This window comes from Klebsiella sp. (genome assembly GCF_027492335.1).
Classification (GTDB): domain Bacteria; phylum Pseudomonadota; class Gammaproteobacteria; order Enterobacterales; family Enterobacteriaceae; genus Klebsiella; species Klebsiella huaxiensis.
The window spans coordinates 31488-45998 of the sequence record NZ_JAPUEW010000010.1 but is presented as its reverse complement, the minus strand read 5'-3'; the positions used below and the strand labels follow the sequence as shown (position 1 = coordinate 45998).

General features: G+C 53.7%; 12 protein-coding genes and 1 tRNA gene. 10 read left to right on the top strand and 3 right to left on the bottom strand.

Translation table 11 applies throughout. The features are described 5' to 3' along the window. Positions 1–331 precede the first annotated feature (331 nt). The 3 genes from QVF11_RS03950 (at position 332) to QVF11_RS03940 (ending at position 3920) form a co-directional block, all read left to right on the top strand. Positions 332–1285: a DctP family TRAP transporter solute-binding subunit gene (locus QVF11_RS03950; protein WP_287855269.1), complete on the top strand. Its 954-nt coding sequence runs from the start codon at positions 332–334 to the stop codon at positions 1283–1285. Between the two features lie 229 nt (positions 1286–1514). Further along, entirely contained in the window at positions 1515–2729 is a 1215-nt protein-coding gene (locus tag QVF11_RS03945; protein WP_112215255.1) for a citrate synthase family protein, read from the top strand. A gap of 162 nt (positions 2730–2891) precedes the next feature. Further along, entirely contained in the window at positions 2892–3920 is a 1029-nt protein-coding gene (locus tag QVF11_RS03940; RefSeq protein WP_287855268.1) for an LLM class flavin-dependent oxidoreductase, read from the top strand. A 52-nt stretch (positions 3921–3972) separates the two neighbouring features. On the opposite strand, the gene QVF11_RS03935 is transcribed toward QVF11_RS03940, so the two are convergent. Then, positions 3973–4308 carry a gamma-glutamylcyclotransferase family protein gene (locus tag QVF11_RS03935; protein WP_287855267.1) on the bottom strand — a complete coding sequence of 112 codons (336 nt, stop codon included), beginning with the start codon at positions 4306–4308 and terminating at the stop codon, positions 3973–3975. Between the two features lie 279 nt (positions 4309–4587). Here QVF11_RS03935 and QVF11_RS03930 point away from each other — a divergent pair. The 6 genes from QVF11_RS03930 (at position 4588) to QVF11_RS03905 (ending at position 11229) form a co-directional block, all read left to right on the top strand. Beyond that, positions 4588–4663 (top strand) — tRNA-Thr (locus tag QVF11_RS03930). A 711-nt stretch (positions 4664–5374) separates the two neighbouring features. Then, on the top strand, positions 5375–6322 hold the full coding sequence (gene leuO, locus QVF11_RS03925; RefSeq protein WP_112215251.1) for a transcriptional regulator LeuO: 948 nt from the start codon (positions 5375–5377) through the stop codon (positions 6320–6322). A gap of 285 nt (positions 6323–6607) precedes the next feature. Further along, a complete protein-coding gene (locus QVF11_RS03920; RefSeq protein WP_287855266.1) occupies positions 6608–7105 on the top strand; it encodes a hypothetical protein in 498 nt (165 codons plus the stop codon). A 479-nt stretch (positions 7106–7584) separates the two neighbouring features. Beyond that, entirely contained in the window at positions 7585–8601 is a 1017-nt protein-coding gene (locus tag QVF11_RS03915; RefSeq protein WP_287855265.1) for an iron ABC transporter substrate-binding protein, read from the top strand. 23 nt (positions 8602–8624) lie between these two features. Continuing rightward, a complete protein-coding gene (locus QVF11_RS03910) occupies positions 8625–10199 on the top strand; it encodes an ABC transporter permease (RefSeq protein WP_287855264.1) in 1575 nt (524 codons plus the stop codon). A gap of 1 nt (position 10200) precedes the next feature. Beyond that, the gene (locus tag QVF11_RS03905) at positions 10201–11229 is read left to right on the top strand and encodes an ABC transporter ATP-binding protein (protein ID WP_287855324.1); all 1029 of its coding nucleotides are present in this window, start codon (positions 10201–10203) and stop codon (positions 11227–11229) included. Positions 11230–11239: 10 nt separating this feature from the next. Here QVF11_RS03905 and QVF11_RS03900 read toward each other — a convergent pair whose 3' ends face one another. Then, positions 11240–12208 carry a PDR/VanB family oxidoreductase gene (locus tag QVF11_RS03900; protein ID WP_287855263.1) on the bottom strand — a complete coding sequence of 323 codons (969 nt, stop codon included), beginning with the start codon at positions 12206–12208 and terminating at the stop codon, positions 11240–11242. A gap of 13 nt (positions 12209–12221) precedes the next feature. After that, positions 12222–13259: a molybdenum cofactor-independent xanthine hydroxylase subunit HpxD gene (hpxD, locus tag QVF11_RS03895; protein ID WP_287855262.1), complete on the bottom strand. Its 1038-nt coding sequence runs from the start codon at positions 13257–13259 to the stop codon at positions 12222–12224. A 124-nt stretch (positions 13260–13383) separates the two neighbouring features. Here hpxD and hpxR point away from each other — a divergent pair, with 124 nt between their 5' ends. Next, on the top strand, positions 13384–14307 hold the full coding sequence (hpxR, locus tag QVF11_RS03890) for a LysR family hpxDE operon transcriptional regulator HpxR (RefSeq protein WP_287855261.1): 924 nt from the start codon (positions 13384–13386) through the stop codon (positions 14305–14307). The last annotated feature ends 204 nt before the right edge of the window (positions 14308–14511 follow it).

The following is a 14511-nucleotide window of genomic DNA, read 5'->3' as shown; positions in this document are numbered from 1 at the left end:
AACGCCTTGCCGGGATCAATCTTGATTAAAAAAATCAATGCAAATATTTTCGCCGATAGTTCCGGAGTGTGACGCGGTAGCGATAGATTGAAATTGTTTGTTGACACCACAGGCTAAAAGGGAGTTGAAAAAATAGTTTTCGGCATTGAGTGCTTATTCTGAAATGGCGCATGGCTAATATTCTTGCTCTGAAACGTATTCAGCCATTTTGCGATCTATCTATCAGTTGATTTAATTAATCAATCTTGATTGGGCGAAAATGGAAACGTACAGTTTTCTCATTCGATTCGATTTATCGCACGCCCACAACGGCATATGGGAGAGTACAGAAATGGTATTTTCGACAGCAGAACACAGTGAAAAGCGTCGCTTTAGCATCGGTTTTGAAGGCTCGATGGCAAGCTCGCAGGGCGTTGGCATCCAGGAAATGGTTCGTGTTGCCGAGCAATTATCGCAAGGAGAAATGGTGTTCGAACTTTATCCCGACGCGAAACTTGGCAATGGCCCGAAAATGGTCGATATGGCCCAGCAGGGAGAACTGGATATCTTTCTCGGCGGGGCAGGTTATTTTGCGGCGCTAGACGGGCGGATCAATGTCTTTGATATTCCTTATCTGTTTGAAAATGTTGAACAGGCCTACAGGGTAATGGACAGTGACTTTGGGTGTGAAATGCTGGATGTACTGGATCAGAAAAAGCTAAAAGGGCTGAGCTTTTGGGAAAACGGTATCCGTTCATTTACCAACAATGTCAAACCGGTCACTCATCCCGCTGATTTCAGCGGCCTGAAGATTCGCACCATGCCGGGCAATCAGGTGCATGAAGCATTATGGCAAAGCGTGGGTATCGATACGCAGCCCTTACCGTCCGGCGCTATCTATGCGGCTATTCAGGAAGGCACTATCAATAGCCAGGAGCACCCGATTTCTGTCATCTATGCGCGCAAGCTTTTTGAGGTGCAACGCTATCTCTCGCTGACCCGCCACATGTATGGTCCGCTTATCCAGGTGATGAATAGCGTCACCTTTACCTCCCTGAGTAAGCCGCAGCAGGATATTTTGCTTAGCGCATCCTACGCTGGCGCGGTGGCGACGCGGAACTTCTCCAATGAGAATGAAGCGATATTTCTTGCCCAAATGAAACGCGCGGGATTGCAGGTTAATGACGTTGATCCCAAACCCTTCAGAGAGGTGATGAAACCGGCGATAGAACATGAATTCATCGATAAAAATGGTGATGACTGGCTGAAGAAGATTAATGCCATGCTGGCCGACGACGGCAAATAATGGGGCCGGTTTTTTTACCTTCAGACTTCACATTACTGCCCCTTACGGCGGAACAGAAGACGATATCTATCTAAAATTGACATGTTCATCCTGATAAAGATTATCAATATAAAATAAGCGGTTATTATCAGGGCTGGATTTTATCTACTCATTTTTGTACAGGACGACAGCATCCCGCTTACCCGATCTCTCATTTGATAGGTATTTGAGCTAAACCATGCAACCAAAGATGAAGTTAGCGCCCTGGCTCACACTGGATGAGGTTCAGGAATTTCTCGGCGTTCGTCCCCAGACTATCTATGCGTATGTCAGCCGTGGGTTAATCGCATCGCATCCCGACCCTCAGAATACGCGGCGCAGCCTGTATAGCGCAGAAAATATTCAGAACCTGAAGCAGAAAAAGCAGCAGGGAAGAAAACGCGAAACGCTTGCTGTTAACACGCTGTTTGGTACCGAGCCGAGCATTCCAACCGCTATTTCCACCTTTGCTAAAGGTCATTTGTATTACCGGGGAAAAGATGTCATTGCGTTCTCTGAAAACGCGACGCTTGAAGAGACGGCGCGTTTGCTCTGGAACGCTGAAATCACGTCCGGATTTTCGGTCCCAACCCGGGATTATCCTTCCTCACCGCCGGAACGATCCCATGCGTTTATTGCTCTGGCTGCCGCAACCGCCTCGGGGCATTCGACGCATGGGCGAACGCTTAAGGTTCTGCATGCCGAAGCCGCGACGCTGGTGGGCCACCTGGCTTCGACGTTTGGCGCACTCAATCAACCCGAAATGTCGGTACACCAGCGTCTTGCTTTGGGATGGGGCATGGAGAAAGAGGTGGCCAATATCCTGCGCAGGGCAATGGTGCTGTTGGCTGACCATGAATTAACAAGCTCCGCGTTTGCCTCCCGAATTGCCGCGTCTAACGGCGCATCGTTACCCGCCTGTTTGCTCACCGGGCTGGCGACTTTTACCGGGCCGCTACACGGCGATGCAACCCAGCGGGTTAAAGCGCTTTTTGATGAGGTTGAGCATTCGAATGCCGATCGGGTGGTTAACCGCTATCTCTCTTCTGCGCTCCCGATCCCGGGGTTCGGCCATCATCTTTATCCCGATGGCGATCCGCGCGCCATTGCGCTGCTGGCAGAGTTTGCGCCGCCGCAGGAGATTGCGAAATTTATTGAAAAAGTGATAACGCTGACCGGCCTTCAGCCCAATATTGATGTGGTACTGGCCGCGCTGGTGGCCCGTTATCGTCTGCAGGGCGATGCAGCATTTGCGCTGTTTTCCATTGCTCGCAGCGTGGGGCTGCTGGCCCACGCCATGGAGCAAATCAATACTGGTAAGGTGATTCGTCCGCGCGGGCGGTATATAGGACCAGAGTTAGAGGCATCGACCGAGACCTCTTTTTCGGATAACGCTGGCAGACCGTGCCGCTTTACCCGCCAGTAAACTGAATCAGTCAATTTTTTTGATGTATTCGGTTAAACAAAGGATATTTATTCTCACCTGGTAATGCGTAGAGTAGGGGGATAACTCGACAGGAACGGGCTTTTCACGCGCGATAATCCGCCGCCTGTTGACGATTCCCCTGCAAACCAGGATACCCACGTCATGAAAAAGATTGGCTTTTTATCATTTGGTCACTGGACGCCGTCGCCGCAGTCCGGTACGCGCTCAGCCGCCGATGCGCTGCTGCAATCCATTGACCTGGCCGTTGCCGCCGAAGAACTGGGCGCGGATGGCGCTTACTTCAGAGTGCATCATTTCGCTCGCCAGCTCAGCTCGCCGTTTCCTCTACTGGCAGCAGTCGGTGCGAAAACCAAAAGTATTGAAATTGGCACTGGCGTTATCGATATGCGCTATGAAAATCCGCTGTACATGGCAGAGGATGCAGGCGCTGCGGATCTCATTTCCGGCGGTCGTTTACAGCTGGGCATCAGCCGCGGCTCCCCGGAGCAGGTCATTGATGGCTGGCGCTATTTTGGTTACGTCCCCGCTGAAGGCGAAAACGAGTCGGACATGGCCCGCCGTCACACTGAAGTGTTGCTGGACGCGCTGCGGGGCGAAGGTTTTGCGAAGCCTAATCCGCAGCCGATGTTCCCCAACCCGCCTGGCCTGTTGCGCCTTGAGCCTCATTCTGAAGGGCTGCGCGATCGAATCTGGTGGGGGGCGGGGTCAAATGCGACAGCGATGTGGGCGGCAAAGCTTGGGATGAATCTGCAAAGTTCGACCTTGAAAGACGATGAAACCGGTGAGCCGTTCCATATTCAGCAGGCTAAACAGATCCGCGCTTATCGTGAGGCGTGGGCCGAGGCCGGTCATACGCGTACGCCGCGGGTTTCGGTTAGTCGGAGTATTTTTGCACTGATGGACGATCGCGATCGGGCATATTTTGGCTCAGGTCGTGATGAGAGCGATTCGATAGGTTTTCTTGATGAGAAGACTCGGGCGATTTTCGGGCGCAGCTACGCCGCAGAGCCGTACAAGCTGATAGAACAGCTGAAACAGGATGAAGCAATTGCTGAAGCGGATACGCTATTATTGACGGTACCGAACCAGCTGGGCGTGGATTATAACGCGCATGTGATTGAATCTATTCTGAAACATGTTGCTCCGGCGCTGGGCTGGCGCGACGCATAAATGTGAAGTGTGTAACGCCCTGCAGACGTTCGGCATGCGGGGCGAAATTGTTTTACGAGGTCATCTTTGGCTGTAGCTGATAGGTCCACGCGGCCACGTGCTGACCATCCTCCGTGGTAACTTCAACAGCAACGCGGTCGTAGCCATCTTCGAATTCGTCCAGCATTGACCAGTGAGCGTTAAGATTCGCGGACAGGAAAAGATAACCGTGGACGCGAGGGCCGCTTTTATCAAGCACGATCCCCGGAAAATCTGCCGCCGCTCCCCAGCCACGCTCAAAAAAAGTGCCCGTTACGTAACCTGGTAGCCACTCTCCGCCAATATCTTGCAGAATATGGGCATTAACGTGACCTGGGCGTAGGGTGCCGTAGACAAATAAGCGTTCCATAAACTCTCCAACTGATAACTGAAAACCCAGGGTCTCAAAAGGACTGGGGGCCAAATGGCCATGATTACAGTAATTTATATCAGATAGCAGAGCGCTTTCAGATTATTCTCTTTAGAAATTATTTACATGGCTAATGATTCTGGGTATCATGCGCGCCGCTAATGAGTATTAGCCCTTTCGGGAATTTACTCATTACATATAACCGCCATTAGCTCATCTGGAAGAGCGAACGACATACGTTGTAGGGAACGGGGTTCGAGGCCTCGATGGCGGCCCAATGCCGACTTAGCTCAGTAGGTAGAGCAACTGACTTGTAATCAGTAGGTCACCAGTTCGATTCCGGTAGTCGGCACCATTCATTATCCATTCTGCATAGATGCTTAGAACCTATCCCATTAGGGCTATTTTACTTGCCATTTTGACCCTGGGCAGTGCTCAGACAAAACTCACGGAGTTTTGAACGCCCTTCAGGGCGGCCCGAAGGGTGAGCGGAGCGAATCATCCTCACGTACTACGTGTACGCTCCGGTTTTTCCGCGCTGTCCGTGTTCAAACTGCCTGTGACAATAACGCCTACTGGAATAGGCTCTTAGTTTCAAGCTTCTGACTATCCCGCTGTGGCTGCATAAGAAAAACAGCAAAAAATATCTATTTCAACAATTTCTGCAAAATTCACCACTACGATCTACATATTGAATTCGTATAAATCATGCGATTACTCTGTGAATAAGAGTGATTGAGGATTTACTTATTAGGATTTATTCGCGTACTTTTCAGAAATTTCACTACTTTTTATATGGTATTATCCTTTGTTCAAGGAGTGAACGAAGGGAAAAATAATGCTGCACCGTTATGCCGTTTTCTCCAGAAAACATAATACGCTTCATATTGTTATGCTTTTTTCCATATTAATAATAAGTTTTATACATTTGAGCGTACTGCTGGAAACAGATAACACATGGCTGTTTTGGCCGATGATGATTTATCTACCCATTTTTTTTCTTTGGCGGAAAGTCTCCGTGTTACGAAGCAGGATCGCTGATTAATGTGCTGGTGGAGTTGCCTACATGAATGAAAACACAACGTCTAAACCAACCTCTGAACAGAAAGTTATTCAACCTGTATTACGAAAAGTCGACCTCAATCTATTGACTATTTTTGATACCGTGATGCAGGAACAAAGCTTAACCAAAGCGGCGCAAACGCTGGGGATGTCTCAGCCAGCGGTCAGCAGCGCAGTTTCTCGGCTAAAAGTACTGTTTAAAGACGAACTGTTTGTCCGTAATGGGCGCGGGATTAAACCGACAGACCGTGCATTTCAGCTTTTCATTTCGGTGCGCCGCGCGCTGCAGCTGGTGCAAAATGAACTGCCCGATACCCTTTTTGATCCGCTGGACTGTGAACGTATTTATAATTTGTGCGTTTGCAGCCCGCTGGATAACTATCTGACCCCGCTGATATTTAATAAGATTAGTGAGATCGCGCCAAGGGTAAGCCTGTCATTTAAATCCTCGCTGAGCCAACAGGTCACGAACCAGCTGCGCTATCAGGAAGTTGAGTTTGTTCTTGATTACAACAAGTTTAACCATCCTGAATTCACCAGCATCCCGTTGTTTAACGATGAAATGGTGTTAGTGGCCCGCCGAAATCATCCGCGCATTTCAGGACCGCTGACCGAGCGGGATATTTATCAGGAGCAGCATGCCTCCGTGGCGTTGGATCGCTACGCGTCGTTTAGCCACCCTTGGTATAGCTCGGAAGAGCAGCAGGCCTGCGTTGCTTTTCACGGCAACGCGCTGGTCAGCGTGCTCAGCGTCGTGTCACAAACTAATATGGTCGCCATTGCCCCAGAATGGTTAGCCAGGGAATTTGAAGAACAATTTGAACTGCAACTGCTGACTTTGCCATTAGAAATGAGCAACCGTACCTGCTATCTCTCATGGCACGAAACTGCCGGTCAGGAGAGAAGCCATCGCTGGATGGCGGAACTGCTAATTAAAATTTGCCAGCGTTAAATATATTTCAATAAATATCTGGTCAGACGCCGGGTATTTATTGTTGTTTTTCTAGTTCAGTATTGAGAATAAATATAATAGCATTAAATTCATCCATCCTGTTGCCGAGTAAATAACAGGTGGGAATTATTTTTGATAAAACTTGCATGCATAAAATTTATTGAAACATCAAGTTGCAGAAAATCAGTCATTTGTGCAGCAGACCTGCGCGGCGGTTTCTATACTCTCATTATCTGATGCCTGAACCAAGAGATGATGTGGATGTACAGAAAAATGAAGTGCGCAATGGCGACTGCCGCTTTGTTTGCCTCGGCGACGCTCGTGCAGGCGGATGGAATCAATCTCTATTCAGTTAATACCGGCTCATGGATTTATCATTTGTCGAACAACCACGGGCAGTACACTGAAGGTTTTGATAACCAGTTTGCCTCCGTCGAGCGCAAGTTTTCTGAGGACTCAAAGTACAGCCTGCTGGCCGGGACGATGAAAAACAGCTTTGACGACCGCTGCATTGCGCTTGGCGTGCGCCGCGACTGGGTATCCTTCGGCAACGGTTGGGTATTTAAGGGCATTTATGGCTACGTGGGTGAATTCTTCTTCGATGCTTTTGAGCACTGTGGTGACCATGGTTCTTATAAGGATTTTAAAGATGCCACCGGGATCGGCTTTTCTCCCTATATTTATCATGGTTTTCAGTACAACTTTACCGATTACTTTGGTATTGAAACCGGGATTATTATCCCGACCGTTTTTGTTGTCAGCATTCAGTGGAGTTTTCGCTAGTTACGGATGTATTCTGTATCACGTTAGTGCGATGATGATCATGTTTTTAATTAATAGCTGTTAAAAATTAAGTCGCCTTAAGGTTATTTTAATGTTCATTATTTCCATTCTTTTTTAAAAGAATTTTCCCGCCCTAAAATACCCGTGCTCAGTATATTTCGCTCTTTTTATTGGATGGTAATTGTTTTCATTATCATTCACATTTCACTGTGTTTTAATCCTTTCCGCCGGCTGGTTTGTTTAATTTGCCCACATATACTAAGAGCCTACCCCATTAGGCTACTTTATTTGCCATTTTGGCCCTGGGCAGTGCTCACCCAAAACTCACAGAGTTTTGAACGCCCTTCAGGGCGGCCCGAAGGGTGAGCGTAGCGAATCATCCTCACGTACTACGTGTACGCTCCGGTTGTTCCGCGCTGTCCGTGTCCAAACTGACTACAACAATTGCGCCTACTGGGATAGGCTCTAAGGATTAGCTTATGCGTTTTCGCTTATCGTCTTATTGCTCCGCTGCGTTGCTTGCTTCTTCTGCATTTCTTGCCCCGCAGGTTATGGCTGCTGACAGCAGCGAGGGAATTGTCGTCTATAACGCGCAGCATGAAAATCTGGTTAAGTCATGGGTGGATGGCTTTACTAAAGAGACAGGAATTAAAGTGACGCTGCGTAACGGCGGCGATAGCGAGCTGGGGAATCAGCTGGTACAGGAGGGGGCCGCATCCCCGGCGGATGTCTTCCTGACGGAAAACTCTCCCGCGATGGTGCTGGTGGATAACGCGAAGCTGTTTGCACCGCTGGCGCCTGAAACTCTCAAGCAGGTTGCGCCGGAATATCGCCCTGAACACGGACGTTGGATTGGCATTGCCGCCCGCAGTACCGTATTCGTCTATAACCCGGCAAAAATCAGCGAAGCGCAGCTGCCAAAATCGCTGATGGATCTGGCGCAGCCGGAGTGGAAAGGCCGTTGGGGCGCTTCGCCATCGGGCGCGGATTTCCAGGCCATCGTCAGCGCGATGCTGGCGCTGAAGGGTGAGCAGGCTACGCTCGAATGGCTCAAAGCGATGAAAACCAATTTTGTGGCCTACAAAGGCAACAGCACGGTGATGAAGGCGGTGAATGCCGGTCAGATTGATGGCGGCGTTATCTACCATTACTACCGCTTTGTCGATCAGGCGAAAACCGGCGAGAACAGCGACAACACCCGTCTCTATTACTTTAAAAACCAGGACCCGGGCGCTTTTGTCAGCATTTCCGGCGGTGGCGTTCTGGCTTCCAGCAAACATCAGGAACAGGCGCAGGCCTTTATCAAGTGGATAACCGGCAAGCAGGGCCAGGAAGAGCTGCGTACCAACAACGCCTTTGAATATGCCGTGGGTGTTAACGCCGCATCCAACCCGAAATTGACGCCGCTGAAAGACCTGGATGCGCCGAAGGTTGAACCGTCTTCACTGAACAGCAAGAAAGTGGTTGATTTGATGACCCAGGCTGGCCTGCTGTAATTGCCAGAAAAAGTGAATACGCCATGTCTTCTCTGAGTTTCGCGCTCGGAAAAAAAGCACAACGCCTGCCCGAGCGCAGGCGTCCTGCCTTTCCGATGATCGCTTTAGCTATTCTGTTTTCCCTGATGGCGCTGCTGCCGCTGGGATTTGTCGTTGCCGTAGGCATTGAAACCGGTTGGCAAACTATCAAAACGCTGGTATTTCGCCCGCGCGTCGGTGAGCTGCTGAGTAATACCCTGTGGCTTATTGCGCTGACGGTACCGCTTTGCATTGCGCTGGGCGTTGCTCTGGCCTGGCTCACGGAGCGGACCTTGCTGGCCGGGCGGCGAGTCTGGTCGGTGCTGGCGGTTGCGCCGCTGGCGATACCGGCCTTCGTGCAAAGCTACGCCTGGGTCAGCGCGGTGCCCTCATTGCACGGTCTTTCCGCCGGGGTGTTCCTTTCGCTGCTGGCCTATTATCCGTTTATCTATATGCCGGTTGCCGCGGTATTGCGCCGTCTGGATCCCACGCTGGAAGATGTCGCCGCTTCATTAGGCTCGCCGCCGTGGCGCGTCTTTTTGCGCGTGGTTTTACCGCAGCTCAGGCTGGCGATATGCGGCGGCGCGCTGCTGGTGGCGCTACACCTGCTGGCGGAGTACGGCCTGTTTGCGATGGTCCGCTTTGATACCTTCACGACCGCTATTTACGACCAGTTCCAGTCGACCTTCAGCGGCCCGGAGGCGAATATGCTGGCCGGAGTGCTGGCGCTCTGCTGTCTGGCCATTCTACTGCTGGAAGGAGCATCGCGGGGCAAAGCGCGCTATGCCAGAATTGGGTCTGGAGCGGCACGCGAACAAAAACGCTGGCGGCTGAGCCTGCGGGCGGCGATCCCTCTACAGCTCGCGCTGCTGACGCTGGTTATTCTGGCGCTGGGGGTTCCGCTGATGGTGCTCTGCCGCTGGCTATGGCTGGGCGGAATGGCGAGCTGGATGAACGCCGACCTTTGGCACTCTCTGCGGCAAACGCTATTTCTTGGCGCGGTGGGCGCTCTCCTCACCACCGCCTGCGCGGTCCCCATCGCCTGGCTGGGCGTTCGCTATCCGCAGCGTCTTTTTCGCCTGCTGGAGGGGTGTAACTACGTGACCAGCTCTCTGCCCGGCATCGTTACGGCGCTGGCGCTGGTAACGGTCACCATTCACTACGCGCGGCCCATCTATCAAACTGAAATCACGCTGTTCCTGGCTTACCTGCTGATGTTTATGCCCAGGGCGCTTATCAACCTGCGCGCCGGGGTCGCTCAGGCTCCCGTCGAGCTGGAAAACGTCGCCCGCAGTTTAGGCCGCAGCCCCGGTCGGGCGCTGTGGAGCGTGACGATGCGCCTGGCGGCGCCGGGCGCGGCGGCGGGGGCGGCGCTGGTATTCCTCGGTGTGACCAATGAACTGACCGCCACGCTGCTGCTCTCTCCGCTCGGTACCCGCACGCTCTCAACCGGCTTCTGGGCCTTAACCAGCGAGATTGATTATGTCGCCGCCGCGCCTTACGCGATGCTGATGATTCTGCTGTCGCTGCCGCTGACCGGTATTCTCTATGTACAGTCGAAAAAAATCGCAGGCCTGTAAAATGCTCGAACTCTCCTCAATCTCAAAATCTTTTGCCGGTACGCGCGTGCTCGATGGCCTGAATCTGACGGTGGCCGCAGGCAGCCGGACGGCGATTGTTGGCCCCTCCGGCTCCGGTAAAACGACGCTGCTGCGGATCCTCGCGGGCTTCGAAACGCCGGACAGCGGGCGCATCGTGTTGCAGGGGCGAACGCTATTTACGCAGGGGACATTTATCCCGGCCCATCAGCGTGGGGTAGGCTTCGTCCCGCAGGAAGGCGCGCTGTTCCCCCATCTTAACGTCGCGGACAATATTGCCTGGGGTCTCGACGGTAGTCGTCAGAAGAAATACCTGCGGGTGGCGGCGCTAATGGAGATGGTGTCGCTGGACAGTCAGCTATCGAACCACTGGCCGCATGAAATCTCCGGCGGTCAGCAGCAGCGCGTTGCTCTGGCGCGCGCGCTGGCCCAGCGGCCCGCCCTGATGCTGCTGGATGAACCTTTCTCGGCTCTCGATACCGGGCTGCGTGCGACCACGCGTAAAGCCACGGCAGATCTCCTGGAACAGGCTGGAGTCGCTTCGATCCTGGTGACTCACGATCAGAATGAGGCGCTCTCTTTTGCCAGCCAGGTTGCGGTAATGCGTCAGGGGCGATTTGCCCAGGTCGGTACGCCGTTTGAGATATATAGCCATCCCGTTGATGAAGAGACCGCGCTATTTCTCGGCGATGCGCTGATGCTGCCTGCCGAGCTTCTCGGCGGACGTGCGAGCTGCGCGATTGGCGAAGTGTTCACCGACAATCCTGATGCCGTCGGACAGGGGCGGGTGATGCTGCGCCCGGAACAATTGGTTATTTCCTCCTGCCCGGCAGATAAAAAGCCTCTGACCATCCGCGATGTCGATTTTACCGGCCACTTGTCAACGTTAACCCTGGCGCTTCCCGGTCAACATGAACCGCTGATCGTCAAAACCGTCAGCCAGCGCGGCTGGAGAGTGGGGGCGGCGGTGCGAATTGACGTCGTGGGCAAGGCGCGAGTCTTTGTTGGTTAACGTCGCAACGTCATAAATCAATGCACAGATTTGCCGACCGACTGCGCGAGCAGCACAGGGCAATCTGCTGTGCGCTGGCGGATTTCTCCGCCTCCGACTGCACGGTGTCGCGATGATCGACAACCCCGTCGATGACCGGCGTCAGGCAAGCACCGCAAATCCCCATTTCACAGGAGAGCGGGACGGCGACGCCGTTCTCCTGGAGTACCTGAGCAATAGTTTTATCCGGGGGTACCGGCCACTGTTCGCCCGATGACGCCAGCGTCACGTTAAAGGTTTCACCCTCCTGAGCACTGGTTGGCGTTACGATAGGCTGAAAGGCTTCGCTATGGATCAGCGCTTCGGTCCAGCCTTTTTCCCGCGCCACCCGACGCGCGGTGGTCATAAAACCCTCTGGCCCGCAGAGATATATCGGATGCCCGTCATGCGCATCCTTCAGCGCTGCGGCCAAATTGTGCCGGGCGCTATCTCCTTCGTAAGAGCTGTGAATCACTACGCTTTCAGTACTGAACCGCTGCTGCAGTTCGCGTACAAACGCCCCCTGTTGGCGGTTTTTCAGGTAATAGTGCAGCGTAAACGGTATCTGTTCTGCGCCCAGCCTGAGCGCCATCGCATACAGCGGCGTAATCCCGATCCCGGCGGCCAGCAGCGTCACTCGTTCCGCCGCGTGTAAAGGAAACAGATTACGTGGGCGGGAAATCAGCAGCGTCTGGCCGGGACGCAACTGCTGATGAATATAGCGCGATCCGCCGCGGGACGTTTTCTCCAGCGCGACGCAAATCAGGTAGCCGTCATCAGGATTTTCAGGGCCGGTAAGCGAATACTGGCGGATAATCCCGCAGGGCAGATGCACATCAATATGCGCACCGGGCTGCCAGCCGGGAAGCGGTTGACCGTTTTGCGCTACCAGCCTGACGGCGAGGCTCTGACTCCCCTGACGCCAGAGACCGTCAACGATAACTTCTACTATATCGCTCATGATGATTCTCCACTCAGACGAGGAAAAAGTCGCCGAAGCCCATTTTCTTCAGCCCGCGCCGATAGGCGATAGAGCTGCGATCGGCAGGGATATGTGCTTCGAGGGTTAAATCCAGCGGTAATCTTTCCGGGCGCTGGGTCTCCACCATCAGGCGATCTTCCTCAAAGACGCGCAGGTTAAACGCGTGGACATCTTCCACCGGCACGTGCAGGTCGAAATTGCGTGCGATGGGCGCGAACATTCGGGTTATCCGTGAGGAAACCGGCGAGGCGGCGTTCATAATCACCAGCCTGGCGTCACCGGGAAAATGGATCGTCAGCGTGGCGGTGAACGGCAGATGCATCTCGAAATGACGCAGCCACTGGAAGCCTTCCGGCGCGCGAAATTCGGAGCTGGCGGGATAGTTGCCGACTGAACTCCAGTAATCGGCGATAAAACCAAACGCTGTTTCCTGTGGGTTGTAGTTCGGCACCACCTGATTATCCGGGTCGGCGAAGGTATCGGTATGGATCCACGCAAAATGGGCGACATCCAGAAAGCCCTCAACCTGGCGGCCCGCAAAGCCGTTGACTTCAAATGCCGGGCAGTTAATTTGCTGAAAGCCGTCATCGTGCCAGTGCGGCATCACCGGCAGCGGCATGGGATTTTCCGGGTCGAAAGCCAGGCAGGTCCAGATCAGACCATAGCGCTCCTCCACCGCAAAAGAGGTGAGGTTAAGCTTTGCCGGTACCGGCTGGTCAGGACTGGAAGGAATGCGGTTACAACGGCCATCTTCGCCGAAGCGCAGGCCATGGTAGGGGCAGACGATCCCTTCTTCATCATGAAAACCGAGCGTCAGCGGTACGCCGCGATGGGGGCAGACGTCGCGAGCGACCACCACCTGTCCCTTAATTCGATAGATAACCAGTTGCTCATCAAGCAGAACGGCTTTCACCGGCGCGGGGCCGATATCGCAGGCGCGGGCGACAGGGTGCCAGCATTTTGCCAGGCGCAACCAGTCTTCAGGCTCAAAGGTGCAATGGGCGGGTGGGGTGGGTTGTTGTTTGTTCATGGCTTCTCTTCCTGCTCACAAAAACATTTGTTTAATTGTTGTGAGTTTATTGTTGCCATATTAGGGTGTTGACATCCATCGCCATTAATTCAGTTAGCTGTTGCAAAAAAGAGAACAGGTAAAGATGAGCCCATTTTCGCGTTTTGCTCTCTATTTTGCCGAGGTGGCCCGCAGCGGCAGCCTGCGGCGTGCGGCGGAAAAACTGCATATTTCCGCCTCGGCCATTAACCGGCAAATTTTGCAGGCGGAAGAGGATTTCGGCACGCCGCTGTTTGAGCGCCTGCCGGAAGGGCTGCGCATGACCACCGCCGGAGAGTTGCTGTACGACAACCTGCTGCGCTGGCAAAAGGAGTTTCATCTGACACGGCAGAAGTTTGATGAGCTACAGGGGCTGAAGCGCGGTACCGTTAGCGTTGGTATGGTGCAGGCGCTGGCGGAAGGGAGCTTTGCCGCCGCGCTGGCGGAGATCATTGCCAGCTGGCAGTGGCTGGAGCTGAATCTGCAGGTAGCGGACAGCCATACCGTTAGCCAGAAGGTGCGGCAAGCGGATCTCGATTTTGGCCTGATTCTGGACCCCGAAGGCCAGGCCGGGCTAAGCGTGCTGGCCTTTGCAGAGTTGGAGATGGGCGTGGTGATGCGCCCAGCTCATCCCCAGGCGCATACTGCGAGGCTCTCATTGGGGGAGCTAAGCGAGGAGCGGCATATTCTTCCCGGTGCGCCGCTGATCGTCCATGAACGGGTTGCGATGCTCTATCGGCATTATGATTTTTCCCCGGCGAACAGCATCAGCTGCAACGATATCCGGCTGATTAAGTCGCTGGTGCTCAAAGGCAGCGGCGTGACCGTCCTCAGCCGCCTGGACGTGCTGGATGAGGTAAAAAGCGGGCTGCTGGCGTTTGTCCCACTGCGCAACAAGCTGCTACGACCTCTCACCCTGGCCCTGTGTACCGCTCCCTCGCGCCAGCTTTCCCGCCCGGCGCAAATGGCGATTCAGAAACTCACCGCGGTGATGGAGGAGATGCAGACGCCGTCCCCTGCGGACGAGTAGCCTGGACAGGCGCATCGCGCCGCCTCCGGGATTCTACCCGGCCTGAAATCCTCTACGCTTTGCTTCCCCGGTGGCGCTGCGGCTTCCCGGGCTACGGGTTCACCGCCGACTACGGACTGGTAGCCCGGACAGGCGCAACGCGCCGCCTCCGGGAATGTGCCTAATCCGAAATTTCCTGCAACCTGTTTCCCCGATGGCGCTGTG

What these genes read in the sequence shown, in the direction of transcription:
- QVF11_RS03940 (WP_287855268.1), top strand. Translation starts at nt 2,892, where the DNA reads ATGAAAAAGATTGGCTTTTTATCATTTGGTCACTGGACGCCGTCGCCG.
- hpxR (WP_287855261.1), top strand. Translation starts at nt 13,384, where the DNA reads ATGAGCCCATTTTCGCGTTTTGCTCTCTATTTTGCCGAGGTGGCCCGC.
- QVF11_RS03950 (WP_287855269.1), top strand. Translation starts at nt 332, where the DNA reads ATGGTATTTTCGACAGCAGAACACAGTGAAAAGCGTCGCTTTAGCATC.
- QVF11_RS03920 (WP_287855266.1), top strand. Translation starts at nt 6,608, where the DNA reads ATGGCGACTGCCGCTTTGTTTGCCTCGGCGACGCTCGTGCAGGCGGAT.
- QVF11_RS03910 (WP_287855264.1), top strand. Translation starts at nt 8,625, where the DNA reads ATGTCTTCTCTGAGTTTCGCGCTCGGAAAAAAAGCACAACGCCTGCCC.
- QVF11_RS03935 (WP_287855267.1), bottom strand. Translation starts at nt 4,308, where the DNA reads ATGGAACGCTTATTTGTCTACGGCACCCTACGCCCAGGTCACGTTAAT.
- QVF11_RS03900 (WP_287855263.1), bottom strand. Translation starts at nt 12,208, where the DNA reads ATGAGCGATATAGTAGAAGTTATCGTTGACGGTCTCTGGCGTCAGGGG.
- QVF11_RS03915 (WP_287855265.1), top strand. Translation starts at nt 7,585, where the DNA reads ATGCGTTTTCGCTTATCGTCTTATTGCTCCGCTGCGTTGCTTGCTTCT.
- leuO (WP_112215251.1), top strand. Translation starts at nt 5,375, where the DNA reads ATGAATGAAAACACAACGTCTAAACCAACCTCTGAACAGAAAGTTATT.
- QVF11_RS03945 (WP_112215255.1), top strand. Translation starts at nt 1,515, where the DNA reads ATGAAGTTAGCGCCCTGGCTCACACTGGATGAGGTTCAGGAATTTCTC.
- QVF11_RS03905 (WP_287855324.1), top strand. Translation starts at nt 10,201, where the DNA reads ATGCTCGAACTCTCCTCAATCTCAAAATCTTTTGCCGGTACGCGCGTG.
- hpxD (WP_287855262.1), bottom strand. Translation starts at nt 13,259, where the DNA reads ATGAACAAACAACAACCCACCCCACCCGCCCATTGCACCTTTGAGCCT.